Genomic DNA, 17,915 nt, shown 5'->3' with positions numbered 1-17,915 from the left:
GAATTAGAACATGGACAAGAAGAAGTATTACCTCACTACTGCAATTGCATATACTTCTGGTAAGCCGCATATTGGAAACACATATGAGATTGTGCTTGCGGATGCAATTTGCAGATATAAGAGAAATGAAGGCTATGATGTGCGCTTCCAGACGGGTACGGACGAGCACGGTCAGAAGATTGAGATTAAAGCCTCAGAGGCGGGGATTACGCCTAAGCAGTTTGTTGACAACGTCTCATCAGAGATTAAGAGAATATGGGATCTTATGAATACTTCTTATGACAAATTCATCAGAACGACAGATGACTATCATGAGAAGCAAATCCAGAAGATTTTTAAGAAGCTCTATGAACAGGGCGACATATATAAGGGTGAGTACGAGGGTATGTATTGTACTCCTTGTGAGTCTTTTTTCACGAAGTCACAGTTAGTTGATGGAAAATGTCCCGACTGTGGAAGAGAGTGTACAGAAGCCAAGGAGGAGGCGTATTTCCTCAAACTCAGCAAGTATCAGGACAGACTTATCGAGCATATCAACACTCATCCGGAATTTATACAGCCTGAGTCACGCAAGAACGAGATGATGAATAACTTCCTCATCCCGGGACTTCAGGATTTGTGCGTGTCACGTTCAAGTTTCAAGTGGGGAATTCCTGTGGATTTTGACCCGGATCACGTAGTTTACGTGTGGGTAGACGCCCTCAGTAACTATATCACCGGACTTGGATATGATGTAGACGGAGACAGTGATGATTTGTATGCCAAGTTCTGGCCAGCAGATCTTCACTTGATCGGCAAGGACATCCTTCGTTTCCACACAATTTACTGGCCAATTATACTTATGGCACTTGGTGAGCCATTGCCTAAGCAGGTATTTGGCCATCCATGGCTCCTGCAAGGCGACGGCAAGATGAGCAAGAGCAAGGGAAATGTTATCTACGCAGATGACCTTGTTAATGAGTTTGGCGTTGATGCCGTTCGTTACTTCGTTCTTCATGAGATGCCTTTTGAAAATGATGGCGTAATTACATGGGATCTTCTCGTAGAGCGCATGAATTCTGATCTTGCAAACGTGCTAGGAAACCTTGTCAACAGAACTATCAGCATGTCCAACAAATACTTTGATGGCGTTATTGAGAACAAAAATGTTGCTGATGGCGACGAGGCCAAGATAGATGAGGAACTCAAAAATGTAGTAAATGCCGCGCCAAAGAAAGTTTCCGAGAAGATGGACAAGCTTCGCGTTGCGGATGCAATTACAGAGATATTTACCGTATTTAAACGTTGCAATAAGTATATTGACGAGACTATGCCTTGGGCATTGGCAAAGGATGAGGCAAAGCAGGATAGACTAGCTACTGTTCTCTATAACTTGCTTGACGGAATCCGCGTTGGAGCAACACTCCTAGACTCATTCATGCCTGAGACATCAGAGAAAGTTTTGAAGCAGATAAATGCTCCTAAGGGCGATCTCGCTGATCTTAAGACGGGCGATTATGTATCAGGAACTAAGGTTACAGACAGCCCAGAAATCTTGTTTGCAAGAATTGACAAGGACGAGCTTCTTGCCAAAGTAAAGGAAAAGTACGAGCAGCCGGTTGAAGAAGAAAATGAAGTGGATGAGGGCGATGTGATCGACATCGAACCAAAAGAAGAGATTACATTCGATGACTTCATGAAAATGCAGTTCCAAGTGGGCGAGATTATCAAGTGCGAGGCAGTTGAGAAATCTAAGAAGCTTCTTTGCTCACAGGTTCGCATCGGAAGCGAAGTTAAGCAGATAGTTTCCGGCATCAAGAAGTACTACAGTCCGGAAGAAATGGTCGGCAAGAAGGTTATGGTTCTTGTGAATCTCAAGCCAGCCAAACTTGCAGGCGTACTTTCAGAGGGTATGCTTCTTTGCGCAGAGGATGCAGAAGGCAATCTTGCACTTCTCACACCTGAGAAGGATATGCCGGCAGGTGCAGAAATCTGCTAATTAATTACATAGCTTAACAAAGTATCAGGCACTAGTCGGATAATTCCGATTAGATGCCTGTTTCTGAGTTTTTGAGAAATCATATATTACGAGGTGAAACGATGATTTTTGATACACATGCTCATTATGATGATGAGGTTTTTAATGAAGACAGAGAGGAACTGTTGGCAAACATGAGTGCCAATGGTGTAGGGCATATTGTCAGTGTAGGAGCATCTCCTAAAACCAGCAAGGCTGCACTGGAACTGGCTCACAAGTATGACTTTATATATGCAGCTATCGGAACCCATCCCTACGATGTGGAAGATTTAAATGAGGCGGAAATCCAGTGGCTCATTGACAATGCTGCGGATCCCAAAGTTGTTGCCATAGGGGAGATGGGGCTTGACTATCATTACGATGAGCCAAGCAAGGAACTCCAAGAAAAATGGTTCCGCCGCCAGATAGAAGTTGCCAAACAAGTAAATCTTCCGGTCATAATTCATAGTCGAGATGCGGCAGAGGATACCATGAAGATTATCAAGGAGACCAACCTCGGAGAGTGCGGTGGTGTCATACATTGTTATTCATATTCGGCAGAAATGGCGAGAGAATATGTAGATATGGGATTTTATATCGGCGTTGGCGGAGTGGTAACATTTAAAAACGGCAAGAAGCTGAAGGAAGTTGTGCGGAATATTTCTCTTGATAATATTGTTATCGAGACGGATTGCCCATATCTCTCCCCGGAACCCCACAGAGGCGAGAGAAATGATTCGACAAACCTTAAGTATGTAGTGACGCAAATCGCAGATCTAAAGGGCGTTTCTGAAGATGAGGTTATCAGAGTTACGGAAGAAAATGCCAAGAAGATGTATAGAATATAGGAGAATATATGAGTAAATTAAGTAATCCACAGGAAACTATAAATGTCATAAAAAAGCATGACTTTCAGTTCAAGAAAAAGTTTGGCCAGAATTTCTTGATCGACCCTCATGTGCTGGATAAAATCGTCGATGCGGCACAGATAACAAAGGATGATTTTGTGCTGGAAATAGGTCCCGGAATAGGAACGCTGACCCAGTACCTGTGCGAGCGAGCCAGACATGTCCTCGCAGTTGAAATAGATAAAAACCTGATAGATATCTTGGCAGAAACTTTGTCAGACTATGACAATATAACCATAATTCAAGGAGACATATTAAAGCAAGATATCGTGGCAATTTCCAAGCAATACAACGAAGGAAAGCCAATTAAAATCGTTGCAAACTTGCCATATTACATAACAACTCCGATTGTAATGGAACTCTTTGAGAGTAGAGTTCCCCTTGATAATGTTACAGTCATGGTTCAAAAAGAGGTTGCAGAGAGGATGAAAGCCGAACCCGGCACAAAGGATTATGGCGCACTTTCGCTTGCTGTCCAGTATTATGCAGAACCGTATATTGCTGCCAATGTTCCGCCAAATTGCTTCATCCCACGCCCAAACGTGGGAAGCGCGGTAATCAGGCTCAGTTGTCTCGACAAAAATCCTGTGGAAGTAAAGGATGAAAAGCTTATGTTCAAACTTATTAGGGCGTCCTTTAACCAGCGCCGCAAGACTCTACAAAATGGAATCGCCAATAGCCCCGAGTTGTCATATAGTAAGCAAGACGTGGTGGCGGCTTTGGAAAAGCTTGGAATTAGTCCAACTATTCGAGGCGAGAAATTGTCGCTGCAGGAGTTTGCGGCATTGGCAGATGAGCTGAAGGGGTGACCGTACTACCCCGCCCCCCAACCATAAGCACTTCCATAAATTGAAAGTTGCCGATTTTCTTCGAATGTGCTATAATTGAAAAGAATGTGCGGGCGAGGGTTGCCCGTGGAAAAGTATTCTCATAATACGATTATCAAGATTTTGATTAGGAGAGGTAAGAAATATGAAATTACAGGAAATGTTGGGCACTAAGTACCCATTTATTCAAGGTGGAATGGCTAATATTGCAACTGGTGAGTTTGCTGCCAGTGTATCAAATGCAGGTGGACTTGGATTAGTTGGAGCAGGTGGTATGGATGTAGATATGTTGAGGGAGAATATTCGTATCTGCAAATCTAAGACAGATAAACCTTTTGGTGTAAACCTTATGCTTATGCATCCTCAAGCAGCGGATATGGCACAGGTGATTCTTGAGGAAGGTGTTAAGATTGTTACAACAGGAGCAGGAAGCCCTAGTAAATATATCGATGCATGGAAAGAGAGCGGAATGATGGTTATTCCGGTTGTTTCAGGAGTCGCTCTTGCAAAGAGAATGCAGAAGATGGGAGCAGATGCGGTTATTGCTGAGGGAACAGAGAGTGGTGGACATGTTGGAGAGATGACAACTATGACACTGGTACCTCAGGTTGTTGATGCTCTTGATATTCCTGTTATTGCAGCAGGAGGTATTGCTGACGGAAGACAGTATGCAGCAGCTATCGCTCTTGGAGCTATTGGAGCACAGCTTGGAACATGTCTTCTTGCATCTAACGAATGTCCTATTCATGAAGCATACAAGGCAGCAGTATTAAAGGCCAAGGACAACTCCACAACTGTAACCGGTCGTATTGCCGGAACTCCTGTTAGAGTTATCAAGAATAAGATGGCTAGAGAGTATGTCATGCAGGAGAAGAAAGGTGCTACTGTGGAGGAACTTGAGAAGTATACTCTTGGATCACTTAGAAGATCTGTATTTGATGGAGACACAGATACCGGTTCCCTTATGGCAGGACAGGCAGTTGGTCAGTTAAAAGAGATTAGACCACTTGCAGATATATTTGAAGATATGTATGCTGAAAGCCAGAAAGTCATTGCTGGTTTGAGTGATAGAATTTAATCAGATGGAGGTATTGTTGTGAAGACAGTATTTTTATACGCTGGTCAAGGAAGCCAGAAAGTAGGTATGGGACAAGATATCTACGATGAATTTGAAGAATATAGAAATGTAATTGATAATGCGGAGGTTTCATTTGATCTCGGAGATTTGATGAAAAATGGTCCGATGGAGAAGATGACTCAGACAGAATATACGCAACCATGTCTTGCTGGGTTTGCAGCAGGTGTAACGGCAGTATTAAAAGCCAATGGAATTGAACCTGATGCAGCTTGTGGACTTAGTATAGGTGAATATGGAGCACTCCATGCAGCAGGTGTGATGGATGCAAAGACATATATTAATATAACTGAGTACCGTGGAAAAGCCATGAGAGATGCCGCAGAGGGAATAAATACAAGTATGAGTGCCATTATGGGCATGGAACCAGAAGTAATTGAAGAGGCTTGCGCACAGTGGAAGGGCGATGGAATTGTTAAGATTGCCAATTACAACTGCCCGGGCCAGTATGTTATTTGTGGAGATGAGGAAGCCGTGGCGGCTACAGAGGCGATTCTCAAGGAACAGGGTTGTAAGAGAGCAATCAGACTCAAGGTTAGCGGACCATTTCACACGTCTTATATGACTCCGGCTGCAGATAAATTAAAGGAATTGTTTGCAACCCTCGAGTTTAATGAACCAACTATACCGGTTGCCCTTAACTTGACCGGAGAGTTTTATGACAAGGATAGTCAAGATGTGAAGGAAGTATTGTGCCAGCAGGTTCAGAACAGTGTTCGCATGGAGAAGGATTTGGAAACTTTGATAAAATGGGGCGCTGATGAGTTTATTGAGATTGGTCCTGGAAAGGCCCTTACTGGTTTTCTCAAGAAGACTGCAAAGAAACTTGGTGTTGATGTCAAAGCATACAATATTGAGACGGCAGAAGATATTAAGAATCTTTTGGCAAGCAGATAATGCTATTATTGTGGAATGGGAAGGAGAGTCCCGGACTACATTTATAATAGATAGAAGAGCTGGCAGCGACTTTGGAGAGAAAGTCGGTGTCGAGTGTGTGGTAACACTCAAAAAAATAATGTCGGAAAGAGAGCCGACAAGAGTAAAAGGAGAGCGAAAATGGAAGACAAAAAATTAGCGATTGTCACAGGCGGAAGTCGTGGAATCGGTAGAGCATGTTGTGAGCGTCTTGCAAAAGATGGATTTGACATCGTGTTTACTTACCAATCAAACGAAGAAGCTGCCAAGGAGACAGTCAAACTATGTGAAAAAGAGGGCGTAAAAGCAGAAGGCATCAAGAGAGATGTTGCTAATTCTGATGAGTGTCAGAAGCTTGTCGACGAGGTGGTTGAAAACTATGGCAAGATTGACGTTCTTGTAAACAACGCTGGAATCACGAGGGACAATCTTATTTTCAAGATGTCTGATGAGGATTTTGCCGATGTTGTGGATGTCAACCTCAAAGGACCATTTTACATGATGCGCGCAGCGTCTAGGAAAATGAACAAAGGTGGATCAATCATCAATATCAGTAGTTATGCCGGAGTTAATGGAAATATTGGTCAGGTTAACTACTCAGCTACTAAGGCCGGTATAATCGGAATGACCAAGTCATTGGCTAAGGAAGTGGCTAGAAAGCAGATTACAGTTAACGCAATTGCACCTGGTACAATTGAGACAGATATGCTCAATCAGGTTGGAGAGAAGCAGCTTGATGAATTTAAGAAGGCAATTCCTATGAGGAGAATTGGTACTCCTGAGGATATCGCAGGAGCTGTGTCATTCCTTGCGAGCGATGACAGCAATTATATTACAGGACAAGTTTTATGTGTAAATGGAGGATTAGCAATATGAGACGTGTGGTAGTAACAGGAATGGGTGCTGTGACACCTATTGGAAATACAGTAGCAGATACATGGGAAGCAGTTAAAGCTGGTAAATGTGGAATTGCACCAATTACCCAGTATGATGCGACAGGACGTAAGGTTACACTTGCAGCAGAAGTTAAGGGATTTAAGCCTGAGGATTACATGGACAGAAAAGAGGCAAGAAGATGTGACAGGTTTACACAGCTTGCCCTTGCAGCTGCAGATGAGGCAATGAAAGACTCAGGAATCGATGTTTCTAAGGAAGATACAGATAGATGCGGAGTTATTGTTTCAAGCGGTATCGGTGGACTTTCAACTATTTGTAGCGAGACTGAGAAGGGCTTGAATAAAGGATATGAGAGAATATCACCTTTCTTTATTCCTATGTCTATCTCAAATATGGCAGCAGCGAAAGTTGCTATTCAGAACGGATTCCATGGAATATGTACATGTGTGACTACAGCATGTGCAGGTGGAACTAATGCGATTGGAGAGGCGTTCCACAATATCAGAGACGGTTATCATGATGTGATTATGGCAGGTGGAGCCGAGGCTTGCGTAACAAACATGGGTGTTGGCGGATTTACAGTAATGCAGGCACTTAACTCAACCGATGATCCTAATCGCGCTTCAATTCCATTTGACAAGGAGAGAAGTGGTTTCGTAATTGGTGAGGGTTCAGGTATGCTTATGCTCGAGGAACTTGAGCATGCTAAGGCAAGAGGAGCTAAGATCTACGGTGAAGTTGTTGGATATGCAACAAACTGCGATGCATATCATATGACAGCACCACTTGAGGACGGTTCTATTGCATCTAAGTGTATGGCAGCAGCTGTCAAAGACGCTTCACTTAATCCAGAGGATATCGATTATATTAATGCTCATGGAACATCAACACCACTCAATGATAAGTGTGAGACAAGAGCCATCAAGATTGCATTTGGCGATCATGCTAAGAAGCTTATGGTTAGCTCAACAAAGTCAATGGTGGGACATTTACTTGGAGCAAGTGGAGCAATTGAGGGAATCGTATGTGTTCTTGCTCTTAAAAATGGTTTTGTTCCAGCGACAATTAATTATAAAGTTCCGGATGAGAATTGTGACCTTGACATAGTTCCAAATGAGGGAAGAAATGTAGATATTAAATATGCAATGTCAAACTCACTTGGATTCGGTGGACACAACGCATCTATTATTTGTAAGAAATACGAAGATTAATATAGTTTCCCGTAAGTATACTTTGTCACGGACTTGGTGTATTTGCGGGATTACTTGACTAAGGAGGCAATAAATATGCAATTAAATTCAAATGAAATACAGGAGATAATTCCACATAGATATCCATTTTTGTTGGTGGATAGAATCGATGAGTGTGAGCCGGGTGTGAGCGCCAAGGGAGTGAAATGCGTCACTGCCAATGAGATGCAGTTCTTGGGACATTTCCCTGAGAAGCACGTTATGCCGGGTGTATTGATTATCGAGGCTCTTGCTCAGACTGGTGCTGTTGCAATTCTATCGGAAGAAGCAAACAAAGGAAAGATAGCTCTGTTTGGCGGAATTAAGAATGCCAAATTCAAGCGTCAGGTAATCCCTGGAGATGTGATGACTCTTGAGTGTGAGATTATTCAGAGAAAAGGTCCTATTGGTATCGGTAAAGCTAAGGCGACAGTGGATGGAAAAGTTGCAGTAATATGTGAATTGACATTTGCAATCGAGGGATAAATATGTCTAATAAAATAGGAATAATAGGTGCCGGCAAGGTAGGATGTTCTGTTGGAAAGTACCTTGCTCTAGGCGGGAATACAATTGTTGGTTATGCAAGCAAGTCTTTGGATAGTGCAAGATTTGCTGCCGAATTTGTAGATACAAGAGCATTTGATTCAGTTCAGATGCTCTTATCTGAATGTAATATTATATTTATAACAACTAGTGATGCAGCTATATCGGAGGTTTGGAAAGAAATAATAGTGAATGATATAGAAGGTAAAATATTCTGTCATTTTAGTGGCTCACTCTCATCAGAGCTATTTGCGGGGCGGAAAGAGAAAGGTGCATATGCCTGCTCGATTCATCCTATGTATGCATTTAGTGATAAGATGAATTCTTACAAGGGGATGGGAAAAGTGAGTTTTACTGTGGAGGGAGATAAAGTTGCACAGGATGTTGTTGGCGGAATATTTTCACGACTAGGAAACAAAATTAATATCATCAGACCGGAGACTAAAATTAGGTACCACGCTGCGGCTTCTGTTGTCAGCAATATGATGATTGGACTGTATCAAATGGGAGTTGATATGTTAATAGATTGTGGCTTTGACGAGAAATCAGCTCGTGAGTTGATAGAGCCATTGGTGAAAAATAACATAGATAATATGTTGTCGACATCGCCAGTGGAAGCTCTTACCGGGCCAATTGAGAGGAATGATATAGGGACTGTTATTAAGCATATCGAGTGCCTTGGAAAGATAGAAAAAAATGCATATCTGAGCTTGGCAGAAAAGTTGGTGGAAATTTCAAAGAAGAAAAACCCTGATAGGGATTATAGTGAAATGGAAAAAATAGTGAACAGGAGGGGGATAAATGTCTGATTTAACACTTGGTTATTATGATGAAAATGCTGAGGATTTTATCGCAGGAACTGTCGATGTAGATGTGTCGCCGCTACAAAAGAAATTCTTGGAAAATATTTCGCAGAACGGAAGTATTCTAGATCTCGGATGTGGATCTGGTCGAGATACAAAGTCGTTTATGCAAATGGGATATGATGTAACGGCAATTGATGGTTCATCGGAGTTATGCGAGAAGGCTTCAGCTTATGCAGGATGTGAAGTCAGATGTATGGATTTTTTTCAGATTGATGATGTGAATCGATTTGATGGGATATGGGCATGTGCGTCGGTTCTTCATGTTGAAAAAAAACGTATTCCGGAATTGTTATTTATACTTGAGAAAGCTCTCCGTCCAGGTGGTGCGATATACCTTTCGTTCAAGTATGGGAATTTTGAGGGAGAAAGAGACGGTAGGTACTTTACAGATTTAGATGAAGAGGGATTCGGTAAAGTATTCGATGAGTACGTAAGAATATACGGGAAAAAGTTGTTGATAAAAGATGAGTGGACTTCGAGAGATGTGAGAAGAGATAGGGAAGTTAATTGGTTAAATGAAATATTGAAAAAGCATGTGTAAGCCTCTGAGATGAGGGACAGCTCCCCTAGAATTTTCGTTATGTCAAGTATTTCCAAAATGTCTCGAAATTCATTATTGACAAGAGAAACAAAAAGATATATAGTGTATGTAAGATTATCCATATTCACTTTCGGGGTAGTATATAGAAAGGAGGAGGTTTTATGGATATAAAATCGCACAGACAGATAGGAAAAGGAGTATTTTGGGGATTGGTGTTATTAATCCTATTAAGTATCAGCGTTGTTGAAGAAAAAGGGAGCAGTGCAGCAGAGAACAAAACAGGTCAAAGTAATAGTACACAGGAAAAATGTATAAAAAAAACAGGAAACATGACTGTATTCGATTTAGGAGAGGGGAAAAAGAGAGCTGAAATATATTCAAAAAATATAAGATTTCGAGATATTGATGGTACATTAAAAGATTATGATTGTTCGTTGAAAAAGGTACATAATGAAAAAGAAGAATATGTTCTTAAAACCACTTTAAGTGACAAAGAGTCATTTTTTCCAAATGAAATTGAAAAAAACACACCAGTAAAAAGTGTATTCAAGGGATATGGAGTTGAAATGTATCCTGTTGAAGAAACATATACATATGATTTAGAAGGCAAAAAGAAAGTAAGATATTCCGGCAAATCCCAAGAAATAATTTATGAATATGAATCTCTGAATGAAGGATTAAAAGAAACTATTAAATTACAAAAAAAGAAGAAATCAATAGATTTTGTACTAAAGATGGACGGAGTGCTGGTTGGATCTCAAAAAAGCTGCAAGCCAGTAAAGGATATTAATAAACAAGTAATCATGGAAGAAGGAGAAAGTCTTTGTTTTTTCGATGAAAAAACAGGAGAAACTGTAGGGGGGATTCCATTTGCATATGCCGTGGATTCAAGTGGAAGTTATTCAGAAAAGTGTAGGTATGCAATAACATTTCAAGGGAAGCAAGCAAATCAATATCTATATAAATTGAGAGTGATTCTTTCACCTGAAATTTATGATAAGATGAGTTACCCAGTTTCTGTGGATCCATCTCTTGTATGGGATGAAAGTTCAATATCTGATATGGTATCTGCATATGTATGTTCCTCGACACCAAATAGCTGTTATACAATAGCGAATACGAGGATAATGTGTGTTGGAAAACGAGATACTAATCAAGATGTATGTAGATCGTATATAAGATTTCAAGGTCTAGAATCGCTTCTGACAGGAAAATATATAGATAGTGCCACGCTTGCTCTAGTCGTATCACAGACAGATTCTTCTTCCAATGTAAATATAAGGCAAGTAAATAGTGCATGGAATACATCGACATTAACATATGCGAATCAGCCAATAAGAGAAAATGGTGTGCTTGCTTCGATGACGTTGTCTAGTGGAGGGTCAAAGAATTTTACTTTAAACACGGATTCAATGAATGAGAGGATTTTAGAAGGTAACTCCTTTTATGGATTCGAGATGACTGATTCTGAAGATGATACCAATGTTACATCAACTAAAAGCACATGGATTTACAATAGTCACTCGTACAATGGAAGTGGTGTACCTAAGCTTACTATAGTATATTATGATAGAGATGATTGTGATGAATGTCCGCATTTATCATATAGGATATACAAAAATGACGGGAATTGGACTGCATACTCAGAGGATGGTTTTGGAGCAGGAGGTTCAACTACGTCATCAAGGATGAGAGCGATACAGATGGATCTTGATTCCAATAACTATAACATTGGTGATGTTAAGTATATGATATATAAAAACAATGCATGGACAAATTGGGTGTCATGTGGAAGTACTGCTGGAAATACTAGTGATAGCGGGTATGTAAAGGCGATTAAGATGAAAGCAACTGATAACTCTGGTGCCGAGTCTTCGTACTACGATATATATTATAGAGTATATGTTCCTGGAAAAGGATGGCTTGGATGGGCTTTAAATGAACAGCAAGCAGGTGATTATGGGAGTTCGAGTTGTATATCAGCTGTTGAGGCACTATTGGTTCCAAAACTAAAATATAGATTAAAATATAAAAATATGTCAACTGGAACAGTAACTACTTCTGGATATTATGATGGCTCAAGTTTTGGTTTGCATACTAATGACGTTAATGAAATAATATCAATCGGCACACAGTTTGCAGATCCGTATATGCAACAAAAACATAGTGTGTACGTAAGGGCAGACCTTGAAAATGGGGGCTATAGTGAAGGAAACATAGGAAAGAATTCACTTGTTACGCTAGTAGGCGGGTCAGAAACCAATAAGCTGACAGACTTTACTATGCGTGGGACGGATGTTAGTATCAGAGCAAGGTACAATATTGAACATAATGCGACAAAAAGAATGGTTGGAGCTGTTGAAGGAAAATGGAATAAGGATTTGCTAAAAGATGGAAATACATCAGTAGCGGAAGTGGCTAGCATACAAATTGTTCCAAGAACTTTTCATAGAGGTGAGAAGGCTTGCTATTCATCTGCGTTTATTCCTGAGGAGAATGGATATTGCTTTTCAAATTCATCATATAGTTTTGGGTATCCAAGTGGTTACGCAATTCCTTTGCAAAGGTATACGGAACTTTTTGGAGAGATACTAGGAACGACTCTCTATAATTCTGGTAACCAATGGGGCGGAAGTTGTTATGGAATGTGTTCTTCCTCAGTTCTCTTTAAATCATCATATTGGAATTTTACTCAAATTAGATCTAACATAGATAAGAATGTTAATAGGGTGTTTTCATTAGAAATTCCAAGGGGAAAGAAAGATGATAGACAAACGAAGTTAATTGAGTATTGTCAAATTGTTCTTTCAGGAATAGCATATTGGGGAGCCCCTTATGAAGCTACCGCTGGAAATTACCAAAACATTATTTCATATTTGCAGAATAATTCATTGGGAAATAAGTATGTCATGTATATCAATTATGTTGATAATCAATCAAACGTAATTGCACATGCAGTAGTTCCTATTGGTGTTCATCAAGAACAGAATGGAACATACACAATTGATTTATATGATCCTAATTACCCAGGGGAGACAAGACATGCAAGTGTTACTCAAAACTTTAGTAGTTTTTCATATGGAAATTATAATTTTGCTGGGCTCTATGATATGGATGATTTGTGCAATAGACATGGCAGCTATTTTTCAACAATTTGGAATAATGTTAGCGGAAATGCATCAAATCCATCACAGATTCCTGGTATTCAGGAATGGATTATTTTAGGGGTTGATACTAGTGAGGGACAGGTTCAAATATGTAATGAGAAGGGAGAAAGTATAGAAAAGATCACTGGTGTTACTAAAATGGGATGTCCTTACAATAAGAGTATCTTGTATAGAGTTCCAATTGGAAAATACAAGGTTCTTGGAAAGAATGGAAAATATAAATTGACAGTTGCAGATTATAATAAAAGTATATCATGCAGTATGGATAATTCTGCTGTATCTGAAATAAGTATTTGTGAGGGAAGAACAAAGTTGGATGTTACATATAATGATTCAAAAGAACATAAAACAACAGTTGAGAAGCGTTATGCTACAAAATCTAATAATGTTAAAGAATATGTTGGAAATAAATTTGAATTATTATGTGAAGACTAAAATAAAAAATTTTTAAGGAGTGATTATTATGATTAATAAAAAAAGAAAGGTTGCAGCAGCGCTTGCTGTATCAGTACTCTGTGTTTCGACTTTATTACCTATTCAAGGACCGATAGAAGCAAAAGCTAAAGTCAAATTAAGTAAGACCAAGATTAGTATAAAAGTCGGACAATCTAAGACATTGAAACTCAAGAATTACAAGAAAAAGATTAAGTGGATTGTCAAGAAGGGAAAGAAGTTAATTAAAGTCAAAAAGAGCGGAAAATTTTCAATCAAAATTACTGGGAAAAAAGCAGGAACAGCCAAAGTTACATGTAAAGCCGGTAAAACTAAACTTACATGCAAGGTTACAGTGAAATCTAAGAGTAAGTCTAACGCAAATGCAAGCAAAGATAGTACCAATGCTCCTAAGGCTGTAGTGACAGAAAAACCAATGCCATCTACAGCAACACCAGCAATGGCTAGTGTAACGCCAGAAACTGTGTCTGCCACACCGGAGGCTACGGCTTCGCAGAAACCCAAATTGAGAGATTATAAACTTGAGGAGGATGAAGAAACTATATCTCCAGAGTTTATAAAACAAGCATCTTCTTTTGCGGGACAATTAGCAAAACTTTCGATGAGTGAGGATGTGAAAAATGGTAAGAATACCTTAGTTTCTCCGGCATCGATTTTAACTGCGATGACTATGGCGGCTAATGGTGCTGCTAATGGAACATTGGATGAAATGAAGAATTCTTTGTGCGGAGATATGACATTAGAGGACTTTACTCGTGAGTTGGCTACATCTAATAGGAATATTAGAAATTCAGCTAATCTCGCGTTCTCATCAGCTAATTCACTTTGGTTAAAGTCAGGAAGTGGATGGAATTTCACAGATAATTATTTGAATAGTAGTAAAACTGCATTTGATGCAGAATCTTTTACAGAGCCGTTTGACAGTTCAACTGTTGATAAAGTCAATAATTGGATAAAAGACAAGACCAATGGAATGATTCCTAGAACGCTTGATCAGTTTGATGATAATGAAGTATTGTGCTTGGTAAATGCACTTGCTTTTGAAGGTGAGTGGGCTAAAATATACGAAGAAGAAATGGGCCAGATATTGAAGAATTCTACATTCAAAAATTCGCTTGGAAAAACTGAAGAATGTACTATGTTAAAATGTTCCGAAAGAACAAAGTATATTTCAGGACAGCTTTTTACAGGATTTACCAAGAAATACAAAGGTGGAAAATATGATTTCATGGCGATTTTACCTAAAGAAGGCGTGACTCCAACAACATTTATTGAATCAATAGAAAATGACGAGTTGACTAAAATATATAATGGGGGAGAAGACGCAATTGTAGTATCAGAAATTCCGGAGTTCAAGTATGATTACTCATCCGATGTGAAAGGTGCATTGAGAACTATGGGATTTAACAAGATGTTTAGTGCGACAGATTCTGATTTTTCAAATCTTGCAACATGCGTTAATCCAAGTATAAATTTGTTCTTCAGCAGAGTATTACACAAAACTCATATAGAGGTTGATCAATATGGAACAAAAGCTGCAGCAGTTACAGTGATGCCATCTGTGCCTGGTTCAGCAGCCCAGGTCCAGGAGAGAAAAACTTATAACGTTAAGCTCGACAGACCATTTGTATATGCTATAGTTCAGAGTTCAACAGGAATACCAGTATTTGTTGGAGCTGTAAATAGTGTAAAAGAATAATTAGGAGAATTCAAAATGCACAAAAAAACTATATGTATTATGTTGTCTGTATCTTTTATTATGGCGGTAACATGTTCCTGTGGAAAAGGTGGAAATGCTCAAATACATGAGCAGAATTCAGCAACAGTAGAAAAACAGGATAAGTTGGAAACGGTGACTCCTGCAACGATTATTGAGACTTCTTCTTCAGAAATTAATTATAAACCTGATGATAATGGAGTTATGTATGAGTATCATTTCACTGACAGTGGGAAATGGGTAGTAAAAGGGAAAAAATTTAAGTACAGAATTACTTTAAATGGTCAAATGCCGAATTCCAGTGGAAATACAACATATGTTGTACTGTCCAACAGAAAGGATGTATCATTTGATGAGATAAATGATAGTATTTTTTCCAATAATTCAGGCGATCATCTCGATGAAAATGAAGTGTTTGTAGTTGAGGTGAGATAGAGTCTTATTTATATAAGATTATACAGAGGGGCTGTCGCATTAACGATTAAAAATCGTTAGTGTGCAGCTCCTTTTTTAGTCTAAAATCAAGGGAATTATCCTAATTTTTTTTGATAACAAGCATGTATTCCAGAAAAAGGCGCACTTATCTAAGCCCTGTTGAAAAGCCATTTTAACTTTTTAAAATTTATGCGGCTCTCAAAGGAAATAAATGTGTCCCAGTTCTGCCATTTTGTATTTTGTTATGAAGTTTATATCGTGGGAGGAAGGACCGTGAGAGCTGGCGGGGAGAGGGTGATGCGGTGGTTTTGGTGGTTAGTACGGCTAGAATGGCGAGAAGAAGAAATCTAGCCGTACTGAGGAACTGGGGAAACTGTGTCACGACATTTATGGTGGTCAGTACGGCTAGAATGGCTGGAACAAGAAATCTAGCCGTATTCTTAAAAAAAAAGGGCTGAACAGAGAATGCAAGTAGAAGAAGAAGTACGGAAAAAACTAAGAAATTCAAAGAAATTTCCGTAAATGGAGATAGAATTGCTGAACGAGTGATTGAATAAGAGAGCATGGTACGGCAAAAAAGGGAGTATCCAAGAAATTTTCCGTAAAAGACGTCCAACCGATGGTGCAACACCCCCCATATTATTGGAATCGCATATTGCTGGTCTTACTCACATCGTTCGTAAAACAATAAACGCATATTGCTGGTCTTACTCATTCTTGATCGAAAGACAACTAAAAATCAGTGATAATCCCATTCCAATTAAAGACAAATTTGTTATTAGGATAGCTGGGATTCCAACAGATATTAAAGTGTTTCCAAAGTATGTTCCGGCTAAGCCACACACGCCTCCGACAATCACTCCGCTGATCCAAAGACCCTTGTTTAACTTCTTCTTTTTGTAGCATAATATGGAGATTAATAGTGGGAAGATAACACCTGGAGTATAGACAGAATATGCACCAGTTAATAGTGTTAATATATCTCCACGTCCACTCAGCGCCATTACAAGGGCAAGCGCGCCGAGTATCGTAACGGCAATTCTTACTAGTTTCACATCGTCTTTTTTGAAAATATCCTTTACAAGAATTGTTGATGCATTAATCAGGCATGTATCTGTTGAGGAAAGGATTGCAGCAAGTAGGCATAGACCCATGAGGATGCTCAGTGGCTTTGGTACGATAGATATAACATACATCAGTGCTCCAAGCTTGCCCATTGATTCTGCGGGAACATTTATCTTTACCCAGAGGCCAATTAATGTGACAACGAGAGCAAAACCGATGAAGATAATTCCTGATAATAGTGCCGATTTCTTGGCTGTTTTTTCATCCTTTGAGATGAGATTGCGGGACATAATATCTGGACCAAGGAAGTAAACCCCTCCTATTACGAAGAATTGAGTTATGAGATTTATAGGCCCATAATTAGCGTTGAGTAACTCAATATTTGAGGCAATTGCAGCGTTATTATCCCCTTTGAATATATATAGATATGCAAGGCAGGCAACCAATCCAAGTACAACAAATATGAGTTGGATTTTGTCTGTTTTGACGACAGAAAGCTGTCCACCCATGAATGTATAGACGATAACTATAGCGGCTACAATGGCATAAAGAACTTTGCTGTCCATTCCTGTGGCGAAGGTAATTATACCATTCATAGCTACAAATTGTCCTGCAATTATGCCAATCCAAGATATGACAATAACTAGGGAGATGATGATTTCAGCGCTGCGTCCAACTGTAATTCTGGCTAAATCTGGCAAAGTGTCGGCGTCGGTTGCTCTGACTTTTTCTGATATTAGCAGAGATTGAAGAACAAGTCCAACTGCTCCGAATAAAAGCCACCAGATACCTGGAAAGCCTATCTGGTTTACTGTGTCTGCAACTCCTACAGTGGCGGATGCGCCAATTGTTGTGGCGAGTAATGTCATAACTACCGCGGAGAGCGACTGATTTTTTCCAGCTGTGGAGTAAGCTTTAAAATCTCTTGTTTTTTTTGAATCCATCACTCCTATTCCGATTAATAGAATTAAGAAGATAGAAAGTGTGATTAAAAATATTATGTTCATGATAACCTCCTAAAGTTTAAAATCCTAAACTAGAATATCATAGTCACAAAGATATGTCAACCCAAAATATAAAGTAGGCTAACAAAAAGGGAGATTTTATTATTATTCTTTGTTAATTGAGGCGTGAGGGGCATGCCTATTTGAAAAAGAAGGATTTGGCATGCCCCGAGATGGGGAGAGACTTGATTGAGAAAGCGTGAGGGGCATGCCTATT

At 39.6% G+C, this 17,915-nt stretch carries 15 protein-coding genes; 14 read left to right on the top strand and 1 reads right to left on the bottom strand.

Annotated features, from left to right (window positions below):
• Window positions 1–10 precede the first annotated feature (10 nt).
• The 14 genes from metG to L877_RS14030 all read left to right on the top strand — a co-directional run bounded on the left by metG (window position 11) and on the right by L877_RS14030 (window position 16,087).
• Window positions 11–1,978, top strand: coding sequence for a methionine--tRNA ligase (gene metG / locus L877_RS0102640; RefSeq protein WP_026834774.1), 1,968 nt, complete (start codon window positions 11–13; stop codon window positions 1,976–1,978).
• Window positions 1,979–2,079: 101 nt separating this feature from the next.
• Window positions 2,080–2,844 carry a TatD family hydrolase gene (locus tag L877_RS0102635; protein ID WP_026834773.1) on the top strand — a complete coding sequence of 255 codons (765 nt, stop codon included), beginning with the start codon at window positions 2,080–2,082 and terminating at the stop codon, window positions 2,842–2,844.
• Window positions 2,845–2,852: 8 nt separating this feature from the next.
• Window positions 2,853–3,713 carry a 16S rRNA (adenine(1518)-N(6)/adenine(1519)-N(6))-dimethyltransferase RsmA gene (rsmA, locus tag L877_RS0102630; protein WP_026834772.1) on the top strand — a complete coding sequence of 287 codons (861 nt, stop codon included), beginning with the start codon at window positions 2,853–2,855 and terminating at the stop codon, window positions 3,711–3,713.
• Window positions 3,714–3,876: 163 nt separating this feature from the next.
• Complete coding sequence (locus L877_RS0102625) at window positions 3,877–4,809, top strand: nitronate monooxygenase (RefSeq protein WP_026834771.1); 933 nt, start codon at window positions 3,877–3,879, stop codon at window positions 4,807–4,809.
• Between the two features lie 18 nt (window positions 4,810–4,827).
• Window positions 4,828–5,763: an ACP S-malonyltransferase gene (locus L877_RS0102620; protein WP_026834770.1), complete on the top strand. Its 936-nt coding sequence runs from the start codon at window positions 4,828–4,830 to the stop codon at window positions 5,761–5,763.
• A gap of 159 nt (window positions 5,764–5,922) precedes the next feature.
• Window positions 5,923–6,657, top strand: coding sequence for a 3-oxoacyl-[acyl-carrier-protein] reductase (fabG, locus tag L877_RS0102610; protein ID WP_026834769.1), 735 nt, complete (start codon window positions 5,923–5,925; stop codon window positions 6,655–6,657).
• On the top strand, window positions 6,654–7,889 hold the full coding sequence (gene fabF, locus L877_RS0102605) for a beta-ketoacyl-ACP synthase II (RefSeq protein WP_026834768.1): 1,236 nt from the start codon (window positions 6,654–6,656) through the stop codon (window positions 7,887–7,889). The genes fabG and fabF overlap by 4 nt, the downstream gene beginning before the upstream one ends.
• 75 nt (window positions 7,890–7,964) lie before the next feature.
• The gene (fabZ, locus tag L877_RS0102600; protein ID WP_026834767.1) at window positions 7,965–8,393 is read left to right on the top strand and encodes a 3-hydroxyacyl-ACP dehydratase FabZ; all 429 of its coding nucleotides are present in this window, start codon (window positions 7,965–7,967) and stop codon (window positions 8,391–8,393) included.
• A gap of 2 nt (window positions 8,394–8,395) precedes the next feature.
• Entirely contained in the window at window positions 8,396–9,259 is an 864-nt protein-coding gene (locus L877_RS0102595; RefSeq protein ID WP_034784921.1) for a Rossmann-like and DUF2520 domain-containing protein, read from the top strand.
• The gene (locus L877_RS0102590; RefSeq protein WP_026834765.1) at window positions 9,252–9,857 is read left to right on the top strand and encodes a class I SAM-dependent methyltransferase; all 606 of its coding nucleotides are present in this window, start codon (window positions 9,252–9,254) and stop codon (window positions 9,855–9,857) included. The genes L877_RS0102595 and L877_RS0102590 overlap by 8 nt, the downstream gene beginning before the upstream one ends.
• Window positions 9,858–10,018: 161 nt before the next feature.
• Window positions 10,019–13,459, top strand: coding sequence for a DNRLRE domain-containing protein (locus tag L877_RS0102585; protein WP_026834764.1), 3,441 nt, complete (start codon window positions 10,019–10,021; stop codon window positions 13,457–13,459).
• 28 nt (window positions 13,460–13,487) lie between these two features.
• Window positions 13,488–15,176: a serpin family protein gene (locus L877_RS0102580; protein WP_026834763.1), complete on the top strand. Its 1,689-nt coding sequence runs from the start codon at window positions 13,488–13,490 to the stop codon at window positions 15,174–15,176.
• A 15-nt stretch (window positions 15,177–15,191) separates the two neighbouring features.
• Window positions 15,192–15,629, top strand: a complete 438-nt coding sequence (locus L877_RS0102575; RefSeq protein ID WP_026834762.1) for a hypothetical protein — start codon at window positions 15,192–15,194, stop codon at window positions 15,627–15,629.
• A gap of 302 nt (window positions 15,630–15,931) precedes the next feature.
• Entirely contained in the window at window positions 15,932–16,087 is a 156-nt protein-coding gene (locus L877_RS14030) for a hypothetical protein (RefSeq protein ID WP_156922966.1), read from the top strand.
• Window positions 16,088–16,336: 249 nt separating this feature from the next.
• On the opposite strand, the gene L877_RS0102570 is transcribed toward L877_RS14030, so the two are convergent.
• The gene (locus L877_RS0102570; RefSeq protein ID WP_026834761.1) at window positions 16,337–17,701 is read right to left on the bottom strand and encodes a sodium:solute symporter family protein; all 1,365 of its coding nucleotides are present in this window, start codon (window positions 17,699–17,701) and stop codon (window positions 16,337–16,339) included.
• Between the last annotated feature and the right edge of the window lie 214 nt (window positions 17,702–17,915).

This window comes from Eubacterium xylanophilum ATCC 35991, from assembly GCF_000518685.1.
Taxonomy (GTDB): Bacteria; Bacillota; Clostridia; order Lachnospirales; family Lachnospiraceae; genus Eubacterium_F; species Eubacterium_F xylanophilum.
The sequence above is the reverse complement of the archived record's forward strand: the minus strand, read 5'-3'. Positions and strand labels throughout refer to the sequence as shown.